Source organism: Streptomyces sp. bgisy027, from assembly GCF_057710365.1.
Map to the genome: position 1 here is coordinate 42,303 of NZ_JBYIVZ010000041.1, position 16,385 is coordinate 58,687.

11 protein-coding genes are annotated in these 16,385 nt (G+C 70.0%); 4 read left to right on the plus strand and 7 right to left on the minus strand.

Annotated elements, in window-relative coordinates; genetic code table 11:
- Nucleotides 1–110 precede the first annotated feature (110 nt).
- The gene (locus AC3ETA_RS33955) at nt 111–704 is read right to left on the minus strand and encodes a helix-turn-helix domain-containing protein (RefSeq protein ID WP_432196735.1); all 594 of its coding nucleotides are present in this window, start codon (nt 702–704) and stop codon (nt 111–113) included.
- A gap of 469 nt (nt 705–1,173) precedes the next feature.
- On the opposite strand from AC3ETA_RS33955, the gene AC3ETA_RS33960 reads away from it, so the two are divergent.
- The 3 genes from AC3ETA_RS33960 (at nt 1,174) to AC3ETA_RS33970 (ending at nt 7,855) form a co-directional block, all read left to right on the plus strand.
- Nucleotides 1,174–2,766 (plus strand): MFS transporter, encoded by a 1,593-nt coding sequence (locus AC3ETA_RS33960; protein ID WP_432196736.1) that lies wholly within the window; start codon nt 1,174–1,176, stop codon nt 2,764–2,766.
- Nucleotides 2,767–3,335: 569 nt separating this feature from the next.
- Complete coding sequence (locus tag AC3ETA_RS33965) at nt 3,336–7,421, plus strand: discoidin domain-containing protein (protein WP_432196737.1); 4,086 nt, start codon at nt 3,336–3,338, stop codon at nt 7,419–7,421.
- 92 nt (nt 7,422–7,513) lie between these two features.
- On the plus strand, nt 7,514–7,855 hold the full coding sequence (locus AC3ETA_RS33970) for an SDR family oxidoreductase (protein ID WP_432196738.1): 342 nt from the start codon (nt 7,514–7,516) through the stop codon (nt 7,853–7,855).
- 387 nt (nt 7,856–8,242) lie between these two features.
- On the opposite strand, the gene AC3ETA_RS33975 is transcribed toward AC3ETA_RS33970, so the two are convergent.
- Nucleotides 8,243–9,193 carry a PLP-dependent cysteine synthase family protein gene (locus AC3ETA_RS33975; RefSeq protein WP_432196739.1) on the minus strand — a complete coding sequence of 317 codons (951 nt, stop codon included), beginning with the start codon at nt 9,191–9,193 and terminating at the stop codon, nt 8,243–8,245.
- A 377-nt stretch (nt 9,194–9,570) separates the two neighbouring features.
- Between AC3ETA_RS33975 and AC3ETA_RS33980 the strand changes: the two genes are divergently transcribed.
- Nucleotides 9,571–10,092: a hypothetical protein gene (locus tag AC3ETA_RS33980; RefSeq protein ID WP_432196740.1), complete on the plus strand. Its 522-nt coding sequence runs from the start codon at nt 9,571–9,573 to the stop codon at nt 10,090–10,092.
- 31 nt (nt 10,093–10,123) lie between these two features.
- Here the strand turns inward: AC3ETA_RS33980 and AC3ETA_RS33985 are convergent, their stop codons facing one another.
- The 5 genes from AC3ETA_RS33985 to AC3ETA_RS34005 form a co-directional block, all read right to left on the minus strand.
- The gene (locus AC3ETA_RS33985) at nt 10,124–12,523 is read right to left on the minus strand and encodes a beta-L-arabinofuranosidase domain-containing protein (protein ID WP_432196741.1); all 2,400 of its coding nucleotides are present in this window, start codon (nt 12,521–12,523) and stop codon (nt 10,124–10,126) included.
- Between the two features lie 288 nt (nt 12,524–12,811).
- Nucleotides 12,812–13,228: a hypothetical protein gene (locus AC3ETA_RS33990; RefSeq protein WP_432196771.1), complete on the minus strand. Its 417-nt coding sequence runs from the start codon at nt 13,226–13,228 to the stop codon at nt 12,812–12,814.
- 81 nt (nt 13,229–13,309) lie between these two features.
- On the minus strand, nt 13,310–14,212 hold the full coding sequence (locus AC3ETA_RS33995) for an STM4011 family radical SAM protein (RefSeq protein ID WP_432196742.1): 903 nt from the start codon (nt 14,210–14,212) through the stop codon (nt 13,310–13,312).
- A 10-nt stretch (nt 14,213–14,222) separates the two neighbouring features.
- Entirely contained in the window at nt 14,223–15,563 is a 1,341-nt protein-coding gene (locus AC3ETA_RS34000) for an STM4012 family radical SAM protein (protein ID WP_432196743.1), read from the minus strand.
- The gene (locus AC3ETA_RS34005; protein ID WP_432196772.1) at nt 15,560–16,375 is read right to left on the minus strand and encodes an STM4013/SEN3800 family hydrolase; all 816 of its coding nucleotides are present in this window, start codon (nt 16,373–16,375) and stop codon (nt 15,560–15,562) included. The genes AC3ETA_RS34000 and AC3ETA_RS34005 overlap by 4 nt, the downstream gene beginning before the upstream one ends.
- Between the last annotated feature and the right edge of the window lie 10 nt (nt 16,376–16,385).

Genomic DNA, 16,385 nt, shown 5'->3' on the forward strand with positions numbered 1-16,385 from the left:
TCACCGTAGGGCGGCCATGCGTCAGCGGCACGAATGCTTCCGGTTTACGCAAGGCGACGACCGGATGTGTTGCCCGACGCGCCAGAAGCCGCCGTCACGCGCCCGCGTATTCACCCACCGGTGCCCTGAGCCTCGATGTCGCCGGCCTCGCGCTGGTGGCCGCGGCGTGCGTCGCGGTCGAAAATGCCCAGGATCTCGCACGGGCCCCCTTCGGCGCCGATCGCGTGCGGCATCATCGTGGGGAACTCGGCGGCCTGGTTGGTCTCGACGCGGAACCGGCGGTGGCCGAGCATGAGCACCGCGGTGCCGGACAGGACCACCAGCCATTCGCGCCCCGGGTGGGCGCGCATGCGCGCCGGGTTGTCGGGTGGTGGTTCGGTCATACGCTGGCGCACCACACTCATCCCGGGGTCACCCTTCACGGGCCAGCGCATCAGGCTGTGGGTGCTGTCGATCATCGGACTGGTGACGACGTCGTCGGTCGCCGTCTCCACGAGCTGATCCAGCGTGGTGTCCAGAGCACGGGCGAGAGTGACCAGCTGATCCAGTGCGAGACGGCGCCGGCCGTTCTCGATGCGGCTCAGCGAGGACTGGCTGAGGTGGGCGCGAGTGGCCAGTTCCTCAAGGGACCAGCCCTGCGCCACTCGCAGCGCGCGGATGCGTTTGCGTACGAGGCTGTCCAGCTCACCGTCTTCTTGCGCCATGAGCAAGATTGTATGCCTTCACGGCAAGCCGCGCTTAGCGTCCTGTGGAGAGGGGCCGGAGCGTTCGGGGCCACGCATGAGGCAAGGACGGGAGGTCGTGGTGTGACTACCTCTGCGTACGCGATCGCCCGACTGACCGACTGACCGACTGACCGACTGCCCGATCGCCCGTCTCCCCGTCCGCACGGGCCGCCGTTTCGCTTCCGGCAGGACCGACACCGCCGAGGTGCCCGGCGTGTGGGTGACCGGCTGACGACACCCACCTCAGCGCCTATGTAGGCGCCTCGGTCGGCGACGACATCAGCGTCCTGCCGGCCACCCCACCACCCGATCACCCGATCACCCGATCACCCGTCACCCCGCCACCCGACCACCCCTTCACCCCACCACCCCTTCACCCCACCACCCCCTTCCCCCAGCGACCGGCCGTGCTCCGGCGCTGACTCAGCACGCCCTTCGAGAGGAATCCATGAGTACGAACCAGCCCGTACAGGCCGCCGAAGCCGACAGCGGCGGCGTACCCGACGCGCGTCAACTGCGCACGATCCTGATCGCCGTCTCTGTTGCGCTGATGGCCGTCATCGCCTCGGTGTCCGGGCTGAACGTCGCGCAGACTCACATGGCCGTGGAGTTCGGCGCCTCGCAGAACACGGTGCTGTGGATCATCAACATCTACACCCTCGCCCTGGCCGCGCTACTGCTGCCGCTCGGCGCCGTCGGCGACCGCCTGGGCCGCAAGCCCATGCTCATCGCCGGGCTGAGTGTCTTCGGCGTCGCAAGCATTGCCGCGGGCCTGGCCCCGTCGGCCGAGGTCATGCTCGCCGCGCGCGTGGCCGGTGGGATCGGCGCCGCGATGATCATGCCAATCACCCTCGCCGTCATCACCTCCACCTTCCCGGAAGAACAGCGTGGCAGGGCGATCGGCGTGTGGACCGGCGTCGCCGGAGGCGGCGGCATCCTGGGCATGTTCCTCTCCGCGCTCCTCGTCGACGTCGCCGACTGGCGGTGGATGTTCGTCCTGCCGGTGGTCCTGGTCCTCGTGGCCCTGGTCATGACGCTGAGGTCGGTGCCCAACTCCCGCGAGGACTCGGCTCATCCCTTCGACACCACCGGCGCGCTGGTCTCCACCGTCGCCGTGATCGGCTTGATCTTCGTCCTTCAGGAGGGACCCGAACGCGGCTGGACCGCCCCCGCGACACTGTCCAGCCTCGCCGGCGGCCTCATCGCCGCCATCGGGTTCGTGGCCTGGGAGTTGCACCGCCGCGACGCCGCGCTGCTGGACGTGCGCCTGTTCCGGGAGCGCGGCCTGGCCGGCGGCTCGATCACTCTTCTGGTGGTCTTCGGCGTCCAAGCGGGCATCGCCGTGGTCCTCTTCCCGTTTTTCCAGGCCGTGCTCGGCTGGTCGGGACTGCTGTCCACGGTGGCGCTGATGCCCATGGCCGTCATGATGATGATGGCCTCCGGCCTTGCCCCCAAGCTCGCCGCACGTGCCGGCTCCCGTTCGACCATGGCCGTGGGCATCGCGCTGGCCGGTGCCGGCCTGGCGCTCATGGCCGTGTCCGTGTCCGTCGACGGCGGCTACCCGACCATCCTGCCCGGCATGCTGGCCATGGGTCTCGGCATGGGCCTGTCGATGACGCCGTCCACGGAAGCCATCACCGCCTCGCTGCCGCGTGAGAAGCAGGGTGTCGCCTCCGCCCTCAACGACGTCACCCGCGAGTTCGGCACGGCCCTCGGCGTCGCCCTGCTCGGCGCACTGCTGGCCGGCGGCTACCGCAGCGCCATCGACGGCCGGCTGAACGGCATACCCCGGGGAACCGCGGACACTGCCCGGGAGGGCATAGCCAACGCCGTCGAAGCAGCGGGCAGTGCCGGCCCGCACACGCAGGACCTGCTCCACGCCGCCCAGCAGTCCTTCGTCGACGGCTGGCGGCAGGCCATGTGGGCAGGCGTCGCCGTGATGGGCGCCTTGTTCGTCTACGTCGCCTTCCGTGGACCCAGGAACACCGTCCCCGGGGGCGCGGACGAGTCGGAAGGAACCGAGGCCGTAGCCGCACGCTGAGCGCATCGGAGTCGGGCACACGGCGAGAAGCGATCTCCGGCACTGTCATCGCGGTGCCGGAGACGCGACCGGTACGCGCAAGATCGCCGGTCTGAACGCCGCCCTGCGCGGTCGCTGTTCGAGGGCTTCTTTCATCATTGCATTTGCAAGATGTCGAGCGTGGATGGCTATGCGCTCAGGCCCGCCCCGCAGTGTGCGTGGCGGCACGAGCGGCGGCCGGCGGAGGTCTTTCGCCCGCCTGGGGGCAATGAGCCGGTGACCCCTTGCGTGCAGCCAGAGGTGGCGCGGGCGGCGCTGGGGCCACGCCATGGCCAGGAGGCCTAATCCGGGAAGCATCCCCAAGCGATCGTCGGCTTCGCCGAGCCCCGGTGAACAAACACGCCCTCGAATCCGGCCGTTCGCTTCAGCCATGCCCTGCGAACCGCCACCCATCTGCCTGCGAACCGACCCCGCCCCAGGGGTTGACAGAAATCCCTGAGCGACACAGCCTTTGGCAACGTTGTCATCCGGTTCGGCGCGGGGCGTGCGGAGCCGGTTCGGCTTGCGCTTTTTGATGGGACGTCACACTCATGACAGATCTGTCGGGCCCGTCGCGCCTTCCGTCGCGGCGGACCGTAGTCACCTCGGGGACCACGTTGCTGGCCGGGTTCGGCCTCAGCTCCGTGCTTCCCGGGCCGAATGCTGCTGCCGCCCCCACCGGCGCACCGGCCGCACCCGCCACACCCGGCGAGTTGGCCCTCTACCGACCCGTCTCGGTCTCCTCCACCGCCTACGCCGCCACGCCCGGCTCGTTCGTCGTCGACCGCCTCGCCTCGCCGGGCGTCAAAGGCAGCGGCTGGCGCGCCGGGGGAGGCGACCCGCAGTGGATCGCCGTCGACCTCCAGGAGACCTGCGAGGTCACCCACATCCGTCTGACCTTCGAGGCCGATGCCTCCGACCCGGTGTACACGCCCCCCACCTCCGGCAATGTGCACAGCGGCACCACCGGAAAGGAGATCCAGTCGAGCTACTCGCTGGTCTTCGCGGTGGAGACCTCTGTCGACAACAAGTCGTGGACCACGGTGTACCGCACCACGGCAGGCACCGGCGGCGTGGTGAACGTCCAGCTTCCGCGTCCCACTCGGGCCCGCTGGGTGCGCATGACCTCGCAGAAGCGATCCAGCCCGCTGCCCCTCGGCCTCAACGGCTTCGAGGTGTACGGCACCGCCAAGGGACAGCGTCCCTCGGCCACCGGCTGGACCGACTGGGGCCCCCGCCCCGGCAAGGCGCCGAAACTCAGGGTCGCGGACGACGGGACCGTCCCTGTGGAGTCGGGCTGGCGGCTGACCCTGGACGACTGGGCCGGCGCGGACGGCGCCGCTCTGTCGAAGACCTCCGTGGACACCAGTGACTGGCTGCCCGCGACGGTTCCCGGCACGGTGCTCGGCTCGCTCGTGGAACAGGGCAAACTGCCCGACCCGGTGTCCGGCCTGAACAACCTCCACATCCCGGAGGCCCTGTCACGCCACTCGTGGTGGTACAAGCGGGACTTCGCGCTGCCGAAGGGGTTGCGCACCGGCGCCGGCCGGCACGTCTGGCTGGAGTTCGACGGCATCAACCACAAGGCCGACGTGTGGCTCAACGGCAAGCAGGTCGGCGACCTGACCTATCCGTTCGCCCGCTCCGCCTTCGACGTCACCCGCCACCTCGACGCACACGACGAGAACGCGCTCGCCGTGCGGATCACGCCGATGCCGATTCCCGGCAGCCCGGGGGACAAGGGCCCCGAGGGCGAGGCATGGGTCGACGCCGGCGCGCAGCAGATGAACCTCAACTCACCGACGTACCTGGCCTCCTCGGGCTGGGACTGGATGCCCGCCGTACGAGACCGTGCGGCCGGCATCTGGAACCACGTGCGGCTGCGATCGACGGGGCACGTCGTCATCGGCGACCCGCGCGTGGACACGGTCCTGCCGAAGCTGCCCGACGTGTCGGTCGCCGAGGTCACCGTCGTCGTACCGGTCCGCAACGCCGACGACACCGACCGCCGAGCGACGGTCACCGCGGCCTTCGACGGCGTACGGGTGTCCAAGACGGTCACGGTGAAGGCGGGCGAGAGCGTCGACGTCGTCCTCGCCCCCGACACCTTCCGGCAGCTGAGGCTGCGCAACCCGAAGCTGTGGTGGCCCAACGGGCTGGGCGAACCCCATCTGCACGGCCTCACGCTCACGGCGTCGGTCGACGGACAGGAGAGCGACCGGCGCACCACCCGCTTCGGCATCCGCCAGTTCGGCTACGAGTACGACACACCACTGCCGTTCACCGCGTCCGGCGACGCCTACACGCAGACCGTGACCTTCGACCGGCAGCAGGCCCAGCACGTCCGCATCCGCTGCATGACCCGCGCGACCTCCTGGGGCAGCTCCCTGTGGACCCTCGCCGTCGGCGACAGTGCCAGGCCGGGCGTCGACCTCGCGCTGCACGCCGCCGCCGAGGCATCCAGCACCGACCAGGACGACCACGGCGCGGCCAACGTCACCGACGGCGACGCCGGCACCCGCTGGTCCTCCGCCTTCGAGGACGACCAGTGGATACGCGTGGACCTGGGCTCCCCTCAGTCCTTCGACCGCGTCGACCTCACCTGGGAGCAGGCCTACGCGAAGACCTTCGTGGTCCAGGTCTCGGCGAACGGCTCCGACTGGACGGACGTGGAGTCCGTGGACAACGGCGCGGTGCCGTTGCCGTTCAGCGACGGCAACGCCAGCCTCCAGGTCGAGGACTTCGACCGGCGCACCGGACGCCATGTCCGCCTCAACTGCGGTCTGCGCAACACCAGTTGGGGCAACTCCCTGTGGTCCTTCAGCGTCATCGACCAGAGTGACCCGGGCACCGATCTCGCCCTGCGTCAGAAGGCCACCGCCTCCACCGAGGAATCCGAGCACCCCGCGTCCCACGCCACCGACGGCGACCGCGGCACCCGCTGGTCCTCGGCCTACGAGGACCACCAGTGGATCCAGGTCGACCTCGGCTCCTCGCGGACGTTCGACCGCGTCGCCGTCGTCTGGGAGAGCGCGTACCCGAAGACGTACGTCATCCAGGTGTCCGAAGACGGCGAGAACTGGACCGACGTCAAGTCCGTGTCCAACACCCCCGACCCGCTGAAGATCAGTGTCAACGGAGTGCGCGTGCTGGCCCGCGGCGGCAACTGGGGCTGGGACGAACTGCTGCGCCGCATGCCGGCGGAACGGATGGACGCGGCCGTGCGCATGCACCGCGACATGAACTTCACCATGATCCGCAACTGGGTCGGCAGCAGCGACCGGGAGGAGTTCTTCGCCGCCTGCGACCGGCACGGCATCCTGGTGTGGAACGACTTCCCCAACGCGTGGGGCATGGACCCGCCGGAGCGCGAGGCGTTCATCTCGCTCGCCCGTGACACCGTGCTGCGCTACCGCATCCACCCGAGCGTGGCCGTCTGGTGCGGCGCCAACGAGGGCAACCCCCCGGCCGCCATCGACAAGGGCATGCGCGAGGCGGTGCAGGACCAGGTACCCGGCCTGCTCTACCAGAACAACTCGGCCGGAGGGATCGTCACGGGCGGCGGCCCCTACGGGTGGGTGGAGCCGGAGAAGTACTTCGACCCCATGACGTACGGCAGCAAGGACTTCGGCTTCCACACCGAGATCGGCATGCCCGTGGTCTCCACCGCGGCGAGCGTCCGCAACATGACGGGTGACGAGCCGGCGTGGCCGATCGGGGGCGCCTGGTACCACCACGACTGGAGCGAGCGCGGGAACCAGGCGCCGCAGAACTACAAGGCGGCCATCGCAGCGCGCCTCGGCGATTCCGGAGACCTCGACGACTTCGCCCGCAAGGCGCAGTTCGTCAACTACGAGAACACCCGGGCCATGTTCGAGGCGTGGAACCAGAACCTGTGGGACAACGCCTCCGGCCTCCTGCTGTGGATGTCCCACCCGGCCTGGCACAGCACGGTCTGGCAGACGTACGACTACGACTTCGACGTCAACGGCACCTACTACGGCGCCCGTTCGGCCTGTGAGCCCCTGCACGTGCAGGCCGATCCGGTGAAGTGGCAGGTGCTCGCGGTCAACCACACCTCGACCGACCTGCGCGGAGCCACCGTCACCGCCCGCCTGTTCGACCTGACCGGCCGGCAGCTCGGCACGACCAGGAAGGCCCGGCTGGATGTCGACCGGGCGGCCACCGCGAAGGCCTTCACCGCGGAGTGGACGAACGACCTGCCGGACCTGCACCTGCTGCGGCTCACGCTGACGGACGACAGGGGCAGGGAGGTGTCACGGAACACCTACTGGCGCTACCGCGACACCTCGGCCCTGCGGACCCTGAACAAGGCCAGGCGGGTGAAGCTGACCGGCGACATCACCAAGGTGTCGCGCTCCGGTGACCGTCACGAACTGACGGCGACGATCCACAACCGCGGATCGGCGGTGGCGGCCATGGTCAGGCTGTCCCTGCTGGAGGGGGCGCACGGCCGCCGGGTGCTGCCGACGCTGTACAGCGACAACTACCTGTGGCTGCTGCCCGGCGAGTCCCGCCAGGTCACGCTGTCCTGGCCGGCGGAGGCATGCTCGTCACGGCACCCTGTGCTGACCGCGCAGGCGTACAACAGCAAGGCGACGACACTGCGCGGCTGAGTACCCCGTGTCCTGGCCCGGCTGCCCGGGTCAGGACACGGTCGCGTCCGGACTTGAGTCTCTCTCCCGGGAGAGGGTCCACGGTGGCGTGCGTGAACAGCAATGATCTCGACGGACGTCTCGCCGTGGTGGCGGGCGGGAGCCAGGGAACCGGGCTGGCGACGGCCCACCGGCTGCGCGCGACCGGAGCGCGGGTCGTCACCATCGCCTGCCCGCCACCCGAGACGGCCGATCGGCTCTTCGTGCAGGCCGATCTGATCCAGCGGATGGCCCCGCACGAGTCGACCCTGGCGTACGCCGCCGCCAACGGTGCGCCGGCCCCCTACAGCAAAGGGTCGGCGAACGAGGTCGCCCCGCAGGCGCAGGGTGTCCGGGTCAATTCGGTTGCCCCCGGCTTCATCCGTTCCGACGGTGCCGAGCGCCTCCTGGCCTGACGGATGCAGGAGGGCGGCATCACCCGAGAGGCCGCGCTCGACGGGGCGGGCCAAACCCTGGGGACGCACCACTGCCGACGGGAGCACCGGCCACCGTGCACGGACTGCGACTGCCGCGACGGAACGCCGTCGTCGCCACCCACACCGGGACGCCCGCCGACCTCGACCTCACCTGCGGCGCAGCGGGCTCCTTCGCCGCCGTAACGGACCGCGCGCCCAGAGCATCTTCGAGGAGGTCTGTCTCGTCGGCCCGCGCGACACCCATCAGCCCGTCGCTGGCGCACCCTTCGTCGCATGGCTGACCGAGTCCGGCACCGACTGATCTGCCGTGCGATTGCGCCCTCCATTGGGGACAGCCGCGCAATCGTGCCGCGCCGGGGCGAGACGTCAGTCGACGAACAGATCGCCGGTGAGGTACTTGAGCCCGGTGTCCGGGGCGACCGTCACCACGACGTGTCCTTCTCCGAGCTCGCGGGCCAGGTGAAGCGCGCCGGTGACGTTGAGCGCGCCGGAGGTTCCGGTGAAGATGCCTTCCTGCCGAGCGAGCGGCAAGGCCAGCCGGCGGGCCTCCGCCTCGTCGATGGCGCGGGCTTCGTCGTACGAGCCCGGCGTGAGGAGCGGTGGGACGATCCCGGTGGCGATCCCCTCCACCCGGTGCGGTCCGGCCTTGCCGGCGGTCAGCATCGGTGAAGAGGTCGGCTCAAGGGCGACGGCGCGTACCGGACGACCACCCTCGCGCAACGCTGCCGAGACGCCCGCGAACATTCCGGCCGTGCCGACGCCGGCGCAGAAGACGTCCACTGCCCCACCATCGCCACCGGTCTGCTGAAGGATCTCGCGACCGAGGACCGCATAGCCGGTGAGGGCATCGACATTGTGGAACTGGTCGGTCCAGAAGGCGCCCTCGCGCTCGACGACCCGGTCGACCTCCTCGCGCATCCGCACGAAGAGGTCGGGCGTGATCTGGCCCCCGTCGCTGGGCACCACGGTCACCTCCGCACCGAATGCCCGCATCGTGCGCAGCTTCTCCGGTGCGAACGCGTCCGAGGTGACGATCGACAGCGGGTACTCCTTCACGGCACAGACGAAGGCCAACGAGGACCCCGTACTGCCACCGGTGAACTCCACGACGCGCTGCCCGGGGCGCAGGGCACCACGGCGTTCCGCACCCTCGATCATGGCCAGTGCCATCCGGTCCTTGTAGCTGCCGGTGGGGTTGCCCCCCTCCACCTTGACCAGGACGTCAGCCGCCCCGTCGGGTACGACACGACTCAGGCGTACCAGCGGTGTCCCGCCGATCGTCTGCAGCGACGAGGACTGAATACCGGGCAGACCCATGGGACTCCTCGTTCACCTCGCGATCCGGAAACCCGGACCGGCCATCTCGGCAGGGGCCGTGGATGAGCCAAGGCTAAAGCCGTCCTGCACCGACCGAGGGATACACACCCTTCCCTCCGGTCCGTTCGTGCAGCGCGATCGTGTGGTTATGGAATTGAGACCGTTCCGCACGGCATCGCCCACAACCTCGGAGTCGGCGCACGTGTCTAGGAACGAATCGTGATCAGTAGAGAGGACATGCCGTGCCCGGTCTCAGAGGTACGTCGGTGGCAGTGGTGATGGGCGGCATCCTGTTGGTGACCGGGTGCCAGGATTCATCGGGTTCCCGTGTCGGCTCGGGCGCTCCTTCGTCCTCCAGCCCTTCAGGGAGCGCCTCCGTGCCCGCCGGCACACCGTCGCAGGGAGCTGCCACCGCCACACCCACGGCAACTCCCTCGCGGCCGACCAGCACCACACCCACCCCGGCGCTCACCTCTGCTGCCCCGGCCGGGGCCGCTGCAGCCTCCACCTCCGCGGCGACCCTTCGCGGGACCCCGGAACGACCCGGCTGCCGCAACCTGGCCGCAGGCGGCGAGGTGAAGGCTGCCGTCACGGGGGCGTATCAGCGGGCCTTTCCCCGTTTCGTCCATGTTCGTCCTGTCCCGGGCCAGTTCTTCTACGGAGAGTGCGGCGGCGTCCGCTATGCCGCCACCCGCTTCGAGGCAACCTCCGCTGCCACCCAGGAGGAACTGGTCGGCATGCAGGACGAGGGCAGTGTCACCAAGTACTTCAGCAGTACGTCCGGGGGCGGCTGGAGGTACCTCGCCAGCGACGGATTCCCCCGCGGGGCGCACGGCTGCGGCGACATCCCGCAAATCCCCGAAGCCCTGTCCGAAGCCTGGGGCGACTGCGGCAGGTGATGTCCGCGGCAGGTGACGGCCGCTCCCGTTCTCACAGGAAACGCCACAGGTGATCGGCCGTGCCGTTGTCGTCGAACTGGACCACTTGTGCGCTGTCGGCGGTCGACATGCGGTCCACGCCCAGCACTTTGTTGCTGTTCTTGTTGAGGACGCGGTACCAGCCGTCGCCGTTGTCGACCAGCTTCCAGAGGTGATCGGCGGTTCCGTTGTCCTCGAACTGCACGACGATGGCGCTGTTCTCCGTGGACATGCGGTCGACGCCGAGGACCTTTCCGCTGTGACCGTTGCGGATCAGGCACCAGCCGTCGCCCTTGTCGATGAGCTGCCAGGCGTGGTCGCCGGTACCGGTGTCGGCGAACTGCACGACACGGGCGCTGTTGTCCGTCGACATCCCGTCCACGGCGAGGACTTTGCCGCTGTTCTGGTTCGCGAGACGGCGGAAGGGCGGTTCCGGGGTCCACTGCCTGCCCTCGGGGGCTGCCGTGGGGAAGGAGGTGATACGGAGCCGGGCCGCCCCCGAGGGGATGAGGGTGACGGTCTCCACGGCTGCGGAGCTGCGGGCCGGGCTGTCCTGGAGCGGGGCGACGACGTGTTCGTCGTCCGCGATCCACTCCGGTATGCGCCGGGCCTGCGCCGAGATCCGTACGGGCGAGGCCTGAGGAGTGAAGGGCTGGTCCGGTACCGCGGAACCGGTCCGGGTGAAGTCGAGCCGAGTGTCCGGGGCCAGGCCGTAGTTCCACGGGGTCGTGGCGTGGACCTCGTAGGCGGGGAAGGTGTCGGTGCCGCCGATGCGGTCGTAGCGCTCCCCGATGTCCAGGGAGTACGTGAGCGGCCCTCTTTCGACGCTCACGGCACCGTGCTGGCCGGGCCAGGTGCGCAGCCGGGTCTGCTGCGGGAAGCGGACGCGGACGACGTCGCCCTCACGCCAGGCGCGTTCCACGCGTCCCCACGAAGGACCGTCCGAGGCGGCGACCGTGGCGCCGTTCACGCGGAGCTCGGGGCCGCGGCACCAGCCGGGGATACGCAGGTGCAGGGGGAATCGCACCGGGCGGGGCGTGGAGACGGTGAGGGTGACCGTGTCCCCGAAGGGGTAGTCGGTGGTCTCGGTGACGGTCACGGTCGTGCCGTCGGCGACCTGGGTACGGACCGTGTTGGGCGCGTAGAGCGCGGCGGCGAGTCCGCCGTCGGGGGTGCCCAGCCAGAGCTCCTCGGTGAAGTACGGCCAGCCCATGCCGTAGTTGTGGGGGCAGCAGCGGTACTGGTCGACGCCGGCCTGGAAGGCCTGCATGGCGAACCCGTTCTGGAACTGTCCCTGCGTCTTGGTCCGGTTGTCGAGGTCGATGCTGTTGGCGCTGGTGATGTAGTGGATGGATGCGCCGCGCGGGTCGAGGGACGCGGGGAGCATGTTGAACGCCAGGTCCTCGCAGCGGTCCGCCCACACGGGATCGCCGGTTATCCGCGTCAGCAGTTCGTGGCTGGCCATGAATTCGACGATGCCGCAGGTCTCGAAGCCCTGGCGGGGGTCCGTGAAACCCGGCCGGTAGTTCTCGTCCCCGGCCATCCCGCCGCCGGGGAACCTGCCGTACTCGGCCATGACGGCGTCGTAGGCCCGGTACGTCGCCCGGGTGAGGTCGGCGGACTCGGTCAGCTGCGCGTACTGGGCGGGCTCACGGAAGCCCTGGGCGATGTTCACGTTGTGCCGGCTCGGCGTGGCGCCGGTCCAGTCGGCTCCGTGGGTGTGCATCTTTGCCGCGAGGTCGAGCAAAAACGCTTCACCCGTACGGCGGTAGAGCCACACGGCGATGTCGAGGCCGTCGCCCCAGCGATAGGACACCCAGCTGGTGTTGAAGGCGCCCGGTCCCTGGGCGTTCATGAAGCGGAGGAAGCGGACCAGGAAGGGCACCACGCGCTGGTCGCCGGTGTACTCCTCGTGGCTGCGCAGTGCCTGCAGCAGGGGCAGGAAGGGCCAGAAGTCGGGGCCGCCGTTGAGGGAGGTGCGCAGGGCGCGCGGCCCGAAGAACCCGTCGCTCTGCTGCGTGGCGAGGATGGCGTCCACCCATTCGCGCGACCTGGCCAGCGCACCCGGGTCGCGCGTGGCGATGGCCAGCGGAATGTAGCCCCGCAGCCAGTAGGGGACCTCTTCCCAGGCATTGCGCTCGGGGTGGACCCAGCCGGTCGCCGAGAAGTCGAGGAAGTGGGAGCCGGTCTCGAAGCGGCCGCACAGGCCGTCGAGTTGAAGCCGGAGCTGCCCGGCGAGCCAGCCACGGGCGGTGACACTGCCCGGCCGAAGTCGGTGGAACTTGTCGGGCACGAGCGTCTCGGCCGGGGGAGCGGCCGCCGCGGCCGCGACTGCGGCGAACGGGGTGCCGAGAGCCACGGCTCCCAGCGAGAACGAGCCCGCGCCCAGCAACGCCCGTCTGCTGATGGACATGTGGATGACCTGCCTTTCCGGAAGAGAGCCGGTGAGGGAGGGGACATCGTTGTCTCAGCCAACGTTGTCCCGGCTTCGGACGCACGAGCGGTGCCCGGCTATACAACGTTATAAATTCCCCGTCGCTGGCATGACAGCACGCCCACAAGGACCTGTCCAGGGGGCGCGCACCGAAGGATGCGGTGGTGAACCGCCCGCGGGCGTTCGCACTGAACGGATGCAGGCGGGAGAGAGGTTGTAGTCGGGAACGGGCTGCCGGGCGACTGCCCGACCGTCGTGAATGGCCGGCTAGGAATCCGAGCGCAGTCCCAGCGCGCTGTGCTGAATCACCCCGGCGGGCGCATCGGCCGCCCCTGGCTCCCGGCGCGTCAACGCGACCATTCTCGCGCGGAGTTCTTGCGCCGGTTCGCCCAGCACGATGGCGCTGATCACCAACTCGAGCATGAGGCAGTCGTAGTCGTCGTCCGAGTTCCGGTAGTGCTTGGGATCGCGTTCCACGACCGCACCAGCGATCCGCCGGCCACCTTCGGCCACCGGCGCGAAGGTCGCCTCGAAGACTCCGCGACCGGTCCAGCTCCGGTGCAGGAAGACAACCTCGCCCTCCACGAACACGTTCCACTTCTCGTCCATGTCCTGCGCCGCGTAGCCACGCCGGATCCGCTCCCAGTCCTCATCCGACCAGATCCGCTGGGGCAGTTGCGGCATCGGCTCGGGGGCGGATATCGGCTTGAGGCGACGAGAGAGCATGGACCGGGTTATGCGTTCGGCAGCAGGCATGCGGTGATCTTACGTAGTGGGCCGGCTGCTCCGGGGCGCGATGGTCACGGCCTGGACGGCCTGTGCCTTGCCCGGGTGAGCCGGGATGCGTTCCAGGACTCCGCCGGCGAAGACGTCGTAGAGCGGGAGGGTTTCGAGGTGGACGTAGCCGATGTGGCAGTCGCAGACCGCCAGCGGGCAGGGACGGGGGCGAAGGGCGGCGCGGTAGGAGTCGTCGTAGAGGTTGCCGAGTTCGGCTCGGACGAAGTGGCAGCGTCGGACGGTGCCGTCCCCGTCGACCGAGATCACGGACTCGCCGGTGCGGCAGGGCAGGCCGGCGCTGGCGTGCGGGTGGCGGCTGTAGGGGAAGAGGGGATCGAGCGCGGTCCAGACGTCGGCCTCGGCGTCCAGGTAGCTGTGGCCCTCGGCGGCGTTGATCCACAGATACACGTGTTGAGGCAGCTCGGCGCGCAGGCGGCGGGCCGCCTCCAGGTGTTCCGGCAGTCCGACTACGCCGACGCTGAAACGGATCCCGCGCTCGGCCAGGTCACGGCACTTGGCCAGGAAGCGGTCGTACGGGGTTTGGCCGGGGTGGTACGTGCACCACAGGGCCAGCGTTTCCGGGTCGGCGTCGGCTAGCCAGTCGGTGCGGCAGCTGAGGTTGGTCTGGATGGCGACGCGGCGGATGTGCGGCAGGCGCGACAACTCGGCGAGGGTGCGCCGGTACCAGGAGCGGACCAGACCCTCGCCCCACGGGGTGAACAGCAGGGACAACTCGTCGTCGCTGTCGGCTGCCCAGCCGGCGAAGCGTTCCAGGGCGGCCCGGTCGGCGCGCAGTTGAGCGGTGGAGTCGCGTCGCTTGGCGAACGGGCAGTAAGGGCAGTCGTAGTCACAGGAGGCGAGCGGGCCCCGGTAGAGGACGGTCAGATCCATGGCGGGCCGGTCACTTCCTCTCGTAGGCGGCCATGGCGGCGCGGACGGCGGGGGAGAACAGGTCGGGTCCTACGGCGTCCGAGTGGGCGAGCCCCTCCGGGGTGAGCCGCAGGTGCGCGGCCTCGGCCTCGGCCAGCCAGCCCCGGTCGGCCAGGCGATGCAGTTCGGGCCCGAAGTCGTCGAGGGGGGTGGTGCCGAAGCGGGCCCGGTAGTCGTCGACGGGCAGGCCCTCGGTCTGGAGGAGCGACTGCAGCAGGTGCCGGCGGCGCGCCTCGTGCGGGTCCATGCGGTAGCCGACCTCGGCGTGGGCGAAATCGGTGGTGGCGACGTAGTCGTCGATGATCCCGCGGATCTCGTGCATGCCGACGGCGTAGTCGAAGGAATAGTGCACGTCGGCCGTGTACGAGCGGGCGCCGCAGCCCAGGCCGATCATTCCGTCGCTCTGGCAGGCGTAGTCGTCGGCGCCCTGCGGCGGGGCGTCGGTGCGGCGGAACATCCGCATCGACTGCTGGGTGTAGCCGCGGGCGAGGAGGTGGTCCCGGCCCGCGCGGTACAGGCTCAGCCGCTGCGCGTCCCAGGCCGGATCGGGGCCCTGAGCGGACGCGCGGTGGCGGTCGAGCCCGGTCAGGGGCCGCACGTAGAGCGGGTAGAGATACAGCTCCTCCGGCTGCCAGGCGAGTGCCGCGTCCAGGGAACGCAGCCAGGTCCGCTCGGTCTGACCGTCGATGCCGTAGATGAGGTCGATGTTGAGGACCGGGATGGCCGTGTCGCGGATCCGGCCGAGCGCGGCCTCGACATCGGAGCGACGCTGCGGGCGTACGGCTGCCCTCGCTTCGGAGTCGATGAAGCTCTGGATGCCGAGGCTCAGCCGGGTGGTGCCGCGCTCGGCCAGGACCGCGAGCCGGTCCGGGGTGGCCGTGGCCGGGGAGGCCTCGACGGACAGCGGGATCGCACGAAGGTCGGCGCCCGTGCCCTGCTCGGCGATGTCGCACAGGCGTTCCAGCTCGGACGCGGTGAGGAAGGTGGGGGTGCCTCCGCCGAAGGCGGCTGTCGCGAACCGCGCCGGTTCACTGTCGCCGAGTGCCTTGCGCACGGCGTCGGCCTGCCGCTCAAGGGCGTCGAGGTAGGCGTCGGTCAGGCCCTCGGGGGCGCCGATGCGGGTGAAGAGGTTGCAGAAGCCGCAGCGGACCTCGCAGAACGGTATGTGCAGGTAGAGGGCCAGGGCGCTCTTGTCCTGCGACGCCCACAGGGACCGCAGCGCGGGCCGGTCGGGCAGCCGGCGGTAGGCGGTCTTGTGCGGGTAGGCGTACACGTAGTGCTGGTACGGGCTGGTGAGCTGTGCGGTCGTCATCGTGGGGCCTTGGCTGGGTCGAGGAAGAAGTGGGCGTACGGCACGGTCCACACGGACTCGTGGCCGAGGCGGTGGCCGGTGTAGCCGTCGTCGCCGTAGGCGGTGCCGTGGTCGGAGCAGACGATCGCCAAGCAGCGGCGCCGGGAACCGGCTGCGGCGAAGAGCCGTCCGATGTGCCTGTCGACGTACTCCAGCGCGGCGGCGTGCGTCTCGCGGGTGTCACCGGCCTCGCGGGTCGCGCCGGGCAGGTGGAACCAGTTGGGCTGGTGCAGCGCGGAGACGTTGACGAAGAGGAACAGCCGCTGCTCCGCGGGGAGGTCGGCGACGACTTGCTCGGCGCGGGCGACCTGGTTCTCGAAGGAGTGCGGCGAGGTCACGCCGAACTCCCTCTCCCAGTGCGCCTCCTGGAACAGCCCGGGCAGCACGGTGCCGAGCGGACCCTGCTGGTTGAAGAAGCCGACGCCTCCGATGCAGACGGTCCGGTAGCCCCGCTGGGCGAGCCCGGAGACGAACTCGGGGGTGTCGTAGACGAAGGTGCCGTCGGCCGTGGTCTCGCTGCCGGCGAAGCTCGCCGCGAACAGTCTCGGGTGCGGCCCCGGTTCGGCCGGCGTGGGCAGGAACCCCGCGAAGATCGCCTGGTGCGAGGCGTAGGTGAAGCTGCCGGGCGCGTGACGCTTCTCCCAGCGGCCGCCGGGCAAGTGGCGGGCCAGGTTCGGGATGCGCCCTGCGGCCGCCAGCTCTACGGCCACGTCGTGGCGCAGCGTGTCGAGGGTGACCAGGAGGAGGTCGTGGCGGCCGACGACCTCGTTCATGTCGGGCTCG